We start from the raw sequence: 7,479 nt of genomic DNA, 5'->3' as shown, positions 1-7,479 counted from the left end.
CCGGGGAATCCTGCACATGACAGGCAGAATTTCGGCCGACAAGTGCAGGAACTGCCTGTCATGACGACGGGCGGCGCCCGGGGATCGCTCCCCGGGCGCCGCCTGTCGTTGCTGCTCGCGACCCGTTACGGGTTGCCGTTGGTGACGGTCACCGTCGTGGTCGTCCGGCCCGATCCCGTGTGGGCGTCACCGCCGTACACGAGCTCGATGGTGCGGACACCCGCCCCCTCGAACGGACCGACGACCAGCCGGACCACCCCGTCGGCGTCGAGGGCGCCCGCGGCCACCTGCGTCCCGCCGATGAGCGCCCGGACCTGCCCGGTCGGGGTGACCCCGGAGGCCGAGACCCGCACGGTCACGGTGGAGGTGCCCTTCTTCTTCTTGATGGCCGACGGGTTCGCCGACGCCGTCACCGCCGCAGCAGCCTTCGCAACGGTGACGTCCACCGTCGTCGACGACGCTGCGTGCGCCGCGTCACCGGCGTACTGCACGGTCAGCGTGTGCGCCCCGGGCTCCAGGGCATCGCCCGGAACCGGGATCGTCGCCGAGCCGTCGGCGAGCGTCGCCACAGCGATCTCCCGGGTCCCGTCCAGCAGCGTCACCTGTCCGGTGGCGCTGGCCGGCGAGACGGCGACCTCCACCGAGCCGCCGGTGCCGTAGGCCATGTCCTCCGCCGTCGCCGAGACCGACGTCGACCGCTTGTCGACGGTGATCGGGACGGTCACGGTCGAGCCCGTGGTGTCGCCCACGACCGTCAGGGTTGCGGGACCGGTCGGCATGGACTCCGGCAGGACGACGTCCACTGCCGCGGTGCCGTACTCGTCGAAGACCGCCGTGCCGATCGTGTTGTCCACCGGGAACGAGCCCAGGACGAGCTCACCCAGCTTGACGGTGACCTGGCCGTCCTTGGCGTCCGCCGCGGTCGAGTAGGCCAGCGACGAGAGGTTGAACTTCACGTGGCCGCCGGGGACGTAGCTGGCGGGTGCGTCCGCCGGGAAGGCGACCCCGACCTGGTGCTGGTGGTAGTCCACCGGCAGCGGCGTACCGCTCCCCGTGAACGCCGCCATGTAGTCGACCATGGCCGTGAGGTCGGACTTGCCGGTGTCGCGCTTGGCGGTCACCTCACCGAACGTGGTGAAGTTGTCACCGCCGGCCGCCAGGAAGCTGTTGGCGGTCACCGAGTAGGTCTGCCCCATCACGATCGGCGCCCCGTCGAGCCACATGCCCGTGATCCGGTTGCCCTGCGGACGGGACGGGTCGTACGTCGACGTGAAGCCCTTCGACGTGCCGAGCCGCAGGAACGGCCGCGACGCGCCCGCGGGCTGCCACTGCTGCTCCAGGACGCCCTTGATCTGCGCGCCCGTCATCGTGAGGTTGACCAGCGTGTTCGCGAACGGCTGCACCTCGGCGGCCTGCCGGTAGGTCAGGTCGCGGGGGAAGGATCCCGTGCCCACCCCCACCATGTCCTGGCGAAGGCCGCCCGGGTTCATGAACGCGATCTGCGCCGAACCCGCGGTCTCCGACTCGGTCGCCCACCGCTGGACCTCGGCCACGAGGTTGCCGAGGGTCGACTCGCCACCGCGGTTCTCGGTGGTGCCGTTGGCCAGCTTGGCCCGGTTGAACGGTCCGCCGATCTTGCCGAGCACCTGGGCGCCCAGCTCGTTCGCCTTGGCCACGGCGGCGTCGACGATCGAGGTGACCGCCGGGTCGGCCGGGAAGTTGGCCGTCCAGGTCGGGCTCGACGAGGAGCAGTTGGCGGTGCAGGTCTCCAGCGGGACGACGTCCTGCGACTTCGCCGTCACCTTCCCGGCAACCGGGTCCCAGGTGAAGACCAGCTTGTTGAGGAACGAGCCGTACTGGCCGGCCGACACCACCGGGCGCTCGGTGACCGTGCGTCCCTCGGCAACCCACTCGGGCACCTCGACGCTGTGGTTGTACGCCAGGTGCGTGTGGCCGGACACGATCGCGTCGATGTCACCGTCGACGCCGTTGACGATCTGGCCGAACGCGTTGGCGTTGCTGGTCGCCGAGGCCTTCGACGTGTCCGGGGCACCTTCGTGGACCAGCAGGACCACGATGTCGGCACCGTCGGCCTTGAGCTGGTCGGCAGCGGCGTTGGACTCGTCGACGATGTCGGTGACCTCGATGTCGGCGATGCCGTCGGGGCTGACCAGGGACGGCAGGTCCTCGGTGACCGCACCCACGAAGCCGACCTGGACGTTGCCGAAGTCCTTGATCCAGGACTCGGGCAGCGCGTGCGAGTGGTCGCTCTTCTTCCGGACGTTCGCCGCGAGGTACTCCCAGTCGGCGCCGCCGTACGGGTTGGTCTCGGCGTCGTACGGCTTCATGACCCGGTTGACCAGGTCGTCGTACCCGGCGTCGAACTCGTGGTTGCCGGCGGCCGACACCTCGAGCCCGGCCTCGTTCAGCGCGTCCAGCGTCGGCTTGTCCTTCTGGATGAACGACTCGAACGTCGAGGCGCCGATGAGGTCACCGGCCGCGGCGAACACGGTGTTCGGCTTCTGCGAACGCAGCTGCTTGACCGCCCCGGAGAGGACCGCGGCCCCCGCCTCGTTGTTCGAGCTGTTCAGCAGACGACCGTGGAAGTCGTTCGTGCCGAGGATCTGCACGTCGACCGGCGCGTTGCTGTCCGCCACGTCGATACCGACGATCTCAGGGTTGTGGTCCGAGGCGCCGAACGGAGCGCCACCGTCGAAGAAGTCGGTGGCGTTGTAGTTGTAGCGGCTGTACTGGTAGGCGATCGGTTCCTCGGCGTTGATGTTCCACAGGTCCGCGCCGGTGACGTCGTCGAGCGCGGCACCGTTGGCGAACACGTGGTCGAGCGAGCCGGACATGCCGCCGAACGAGTAGCTCCACTCGCCCGCGTCCTCGGACTTGACGTTGGTGTAGCCGGCGTCCTCGAGGACCTTGACCGGCTGCTCCTTGGTGTAGGCGTTGAAGTCACCGGTCAGGAACATCTTGGAGATGCCCCGATCGGTCTTGAACTGGTCCGCGAACGTGACCAGCGCCTGGGCTTGCGCGACCCGGTCCGGGTTCGCGTTGCCCTGGCCGGTGCCGTCGTCGGCACCGGAGCCCTTGGACTTGAAGTGGTTCACGATCACACCGAACGCGTCGGAGTCCGCGGCCCCCTCGGCCTTGAAGGCCTGGGCGAGCGGCTCGCGGGCGTTGCCGAACGCCGCGGAGCCGACCAGCACCTTGGAAGTACCGACCAGGTCGACCGTGGCCGGGTCGTAGATGAACGCGGTCCGGATCACGTCCTGCTCGGCCAGGTCCGGGAGGTCGGCCGCGGCCGGGGAGGGGGCGAACGCCCAGCGGGTCGAGCCCGCCGCGGTGTTCAGCGCCGTGACCAGCTTCTGGACGGCGTCGTCGCGGTCCTTGCCGAACTGCACGGAGTTCTCGATCTCCTCCAGCGAGACGACGTCGGCGTCCATCGTGTTGATGGCGGTGACGATCTTGGCCTGCTGGCGCTCGAGGTCCTCCTGCTCGGCGGCACCGCGCGGGCCGTTGGCGTCGTTGGCCGTGCCCGTCGTGGTGTCGTCGCAGTCGCGGACCGTGACGTCGTTCTCCGCACGGTCGGCGAAGTACCGGCAGGTGCGGTTCGGGGTGGTGGCCTCGTACTCGACACCCGTGGTCGGGAAGTAGTTCAGCACGTTGAAGGTGCCGAGCTTCAGGTCGCCACCCACCTCCCGCGGGCCGCCCGCGGGACGGGTCTGTGCGAAGGTCGCGGTGTCCTCGCCGAGGTCGGTGACCTGCGAGGTCGGCTGGATCTTCCAGATGCTGTTGCGGAAGTCGAGCACCACGTTGCCGGTGAAGTGGGCCGCGGCGCCGACCCGCACGGTGTGCGTCTTGTTGATCCACGGCATCGGGTCGCCGCTGTCGCCCAGCGTGTAGTTCTTGCTGCTGGCGTCGTCGAGGACGATCCCGTGGGCGTTGTTGTACGCCGTGCGGGCGGCCACCGCGGCCGTGTTCGTCCAGACGATGTCCTCGGTCGGCGCGACCAGCGGCTTGGTGTCGGCGGCCAGGCCGATCTCCATGAAGCCGTTGGCTCCGTTGGTCAGGCTGTAGGCGTTGCTGACGGTGTAGGGGCCGGCCAGGTCGAAGACCTCGCCCTCGCTCGCCTCACGCAGCGCGTCGAGCTCGGACGCGCCGGGGCAGGAACCCTGGGCGCAGCCCGCTCCGGGCAGCGTGTCCTTGGCGGCGACGGTCCCGGAGGCCGGAGGCAGCTGGGACACGGAGCCGGCGGAGCCGGGGGTGATCTGGGTGACGCCCGCGAACTCGCCCGCGGTGCCGACGACCTGCACGTGGTCGCCGATGGCGGGCATCGTGAAGGTGCCGCCGCTGCCCGCGAACACGAAGATCGCGTCAGAGGCGTTCGGCGTGTCGGCGCCCGGGGTCTGCATCCAGAAGCCGTTGAAGCCGCCGGTCGGGTACGCCGCCGTGACGACGCCGGTGGTGGTGACCTTGGCGCCGGACTTCGGGGTGGTGGCGCCGGTGCCCTGGATCTCGGCGATGGAGCCGGTGAAGTCCGCCGGCGGCGCCGTCCAGCCGGTGTTCTGGGGCGCGGGCGCACCCGAGGCGAAGTCGGCCGAGTTGTTGTCCGAGTCCTCGCCGGCGACCTTGCGTGCGGCCGACGTGGTGTTGGACATGCCCGACGCGGCAGCGGTCTCGAAGACGTTGCTGGAGACCCCGACGAGATCGATCACGTTCGCGTTCCCGGCGAAGGGGCCCGTCCCGGGGTTGATGGCGACGGTGCCTCGAGCCAGGATCGCCGTGCCACCGGCCGCACCCATGGCGATGGTGCCGGTCGCCTCCGGTGTGGGCAGGTCGACCGAGCCGCCGGCGCCGTCGGCCTCCTGCACCAGGTAGTACCTGCCGGCCGGAACGCTGCCGCTCAGCGGCGTCACGCCCGTCGCGGCGGTCGTCCCGGTGGCGCTGCGCCACTGGACGGAGAGACCGTCGACCGAGATGTCGGAGCCGGTCGGGTTGTACAGCTCGATGAAGTCACTCTTGAGGGTTGCGCCTGTGTTCCCGCCGCCGCCGTACACCTCGCTGATGACAAGGTGGTCGGCCGGGGCGGCACTGGCCGGCTGGCTCAGGAGGGACATGGGGGCGGCGATGACGCCGAGTGAGGTTGCTGCAATCAGCGCGCGCGAGCGCACTCGCAGGTCGCGAAACATGGGACTCCCAGAGAACGTGCAGATGGCCGCGACCAGGGAAAGCCGACGGGATCGCCGGTGGTCAGCGGCAGCATCCTGCATCAGGCGGCCGGGAAAAGACAGTCCTGTCGGCCCCGGAACCCGAAAAATCTCCGGTGCGTCACCTGCCGGACATCAGGCGGTCCGGGCGGCCCGTCGCTGACGCCACACGTCGCGGTAGAACTCGTACCCCGACCAGAGGGTCATCGCCACCGCGAGGGCGAGCATGACCTGGCTGAGGTAGAAGAGGATCTCGCCGACCAGGTCCAGCGATCCGTCGACCTGCCGCAGCGGCAGGGATAGCGCGGCGAGCGCGATCGCCTGGAACGTGGTCTTGATCTTCCCGCTCTGCGAGGCGGCCACGACGACCTGCTTGAGGATCGACAGCCGGAGCAGGGTCACGCTCCACTCGCGGGCCAGCACCAGGATCGTGACCCACCACCAGATGTCGCCGACGATCGAGAGGCCGATGAACGCCATGCCGGTGATCGCCTTGTCCGCGATCGGGTCGGCGATCTTGCCGAAGTCGGTGATCAGGTTGCGGCTGCGCGCGATGTCTCCGTCGATCTTGTCCGTGATCATCGCGGCCACGAAGATCACGAACGCGGTGACCCGCCACCCGATCGAGTCCCCGCCGTCCTGCAGGAGTGCGTAGCCGTAGAACGGCACCATCAGGATGCGCAGCGTGGTGAGCGCGTTGGGGATGTTCCAGTTGCTCTGCTTCGCCGGCTGGCTCGCGGCCTGGTCGTCGGTCATCGGGCGCCTTCCGTGGTCGCGATCAGGTCCACCCCGTCGGTGCCGGTGACGGTCGCCCGGACGACGTCACCGACCGTGATGCCCCCCGGCACGTGCATGAGCCGGGTGGTGCCGTCGACCTCCGGGCCCTGGTGCGCTGCGCGCCCCTCGGCGGTGTCGCCGACCTGGGACTCCACGAGCACCTCGACGCTCTCGCCGATCCGCTCCTCGGCCCGCTGCGCGGTGAGCTCCTCGACCAGGGCGGTGACGTGCTCGGTGCGCTCGCGGACGTCGTCCTCGTCGAGCTTGCCGTCGTACGTCGCGGCCTCGGTGCCGTCCTCGTCGGAGTAGCCGAACACCCCGGTCACGTCGAGCCGGGCGGCCTCCAGGAAGTCGCACAGCGTCTGCAGGTCGGCCTCGGTCTCGCCCGGGAACCCGACGATCACGTTCGACCGGACGCCGGCGAGCGGGGCCAGGTCGCGGATCCGGTCGAGCAGCCCCAGGAAGCTCTCGGGGTCGCCGAACCGGCGCATCCGGCGCAGCACCGACGCCGACGCGTGCTGGAAGGACAGGTCGAAGTAGGGCACCACGCCCGGCGTGGTCGCGATCGCCTCGATCAGGCCGGGGCGGGTCTCGGCCGGCTGGAGGTAGGAGACCCGGACCCAGTCGATGCCGTCGATCGCGCTCAGCTCGGGCAGCAGCGTCTCGAGCAGGCGTAGGTCGCCGAGGTCCTTGCCGTACGACGTGGAGTTCTCGCTGACCAGGAAGAGCTCGCGCACGCCCTGGGTGGCCAGCCACTGCGCCTCGTGGAGGACGTCGCCGGGTCGACGGCTGACGAACGAGCCGCGGAAGCTGGGGATGGCGCAGAACGAGCAGCGCCGGTCGCAGCCACTGGCCAGCTTGAGCGGGGCCATCGGGCCGCCGTCGAGCCGCCGGCGTACGGCGCGCGGGCCGGTCGCGGGAGCACCGGCGCCGATGAAGTCGGTGCCGATGTCGTCGGTGCCGGCGGCGTGCCCGGGGACGCTGATCGCGGATGCGTCGCGGTCGACCGGGGAGATCGGGAGCAGCCGGCGCCGGTCCTGCGGCGTGTGCGGGTGGTGCGCCTCCCCCGCGACGATCGAGCGCAGCCGGGCAGCGATGTCGGGGTAGTCGTCGAACCCGAGCACGGCGTCGGCCTCGGGCAGCGAGCCGGCGAGGTCCTTGCCGTACCGCTCGGCCAGGCAGCCGACCGCGACCACCGCCTGCGTGCGCCCGGTCGTCTTGAGGTCGGCGGCCTCGAGGAGGGTGTCCACCGAGTCCTTCTTGGCGGCCTCGACGAAGCCGCAGGTGTTGACCACGACGGTGTCGGCCTCGGCGGCGTCGTCGACGAGGCGGAAGCCGTCGGCCTCGAGGCGGCCGGCGAGCTCCTCGGAGTCGACCTCGTTGCGGGCGCAGCCCAGGGTCACCAGGGCGACCGAGAGGGGGGCGTCGGCGGGGTGGTTCCGGGTGGTCGTCATGTCGGGTCCGAGTATGCCGCCTCCGGCCACGG

At 70.4% G+C, this 7,479-nt stretch carries 3 protein-coding genes; all 3 read right to left on the bottom strand.

Going from position 1 to position 7,479, the window contains the following annotated elements:
- Nucleotides 1-125: 125 nt before the first annotated feature.
- The gene (locus EKO23_RS20085) at nucleotides 126-5,126 is read right to left on the bottom strand and encodes an ExeM/NucH family extracellular endonuclease (RefSeq protein ID WP_167880569.1); all 5,001 of its coding nucleotides are present in this window, start codon (nucleotides 5,124-5,126) and stop codon (nucleotides 126-128) included.
- Between the two features lie 225 nt (nucleotides 5,127-5,351).
- The gene (pgsA, locus tag EKO23_RS20080) at nucleotides 5,352-5,972 is read right to left on the bottom strand and encodes a CDP-diacylglycerol--glycerol-3-phosphate 3-phosphatidyltransferase (protein WP_134720031.1); all 621 of its coding nucleotides are present in this window, start codon (nucleotides 5,970-5,972) and stop codon (nucleotides 5,352-5,354) included.
- Nucleotides 5,969-7,447, bottom strand: coding sequence for a 30S ribosomal protein S12 methylthiotransferase RimO (gene rimO, locus EKO23_RS20075; RefSeq protein ID WP_134720029.1), 1,479 nt, complete (start codon nucleotides 7,445-7,447; stop codon nucleotides 5,969-5,971). Before rimO ends, pgsA begins: the two co-directional genes overlap by 4 nt.
- Between the last annotated feature and the right edge of the window lie 32 nt (nucleotides 7,448-7,479).

Origin of the sequence: Nocardioides guangzhouensis, from assembly GCF_004519545.1 — a bacterium.
Lineage (GTDB): Bacteria > Actinomycetota > Actinomycetes > Propionibacteriales > Nocardioidaceae > Nocardioides > Nocardioides guangzhouensis.
The sequence above is the reverse complement of the archived record's forward strand: the minus strand, read 5'-3'. Positions and strand labels throughout refer to the sequence as shown.

Coding starts and splice junctions, on each gene's coding strand:
- EKO23_RS20085 (WP_167880569.1), bottom strand. CDS start 5,126: ATGTCCCTCCTGAGCCAGCCGGCCAGTGCCGCCCCGGCCGACCACCTT.
- pgsA (WP_134720031.1), bottom strand. CDS start 5,972: ATGACCGACGACCAGGCCGCGAGCCAGCCGGCGAAGCAGAGCAACTGG.
- rimO (WP_134720029.1), bottom strand. CDS start 7,447: ATGACGACCACCCGGAACCACCCCGCCGACGCCCCCCTCTCGGTCGCC.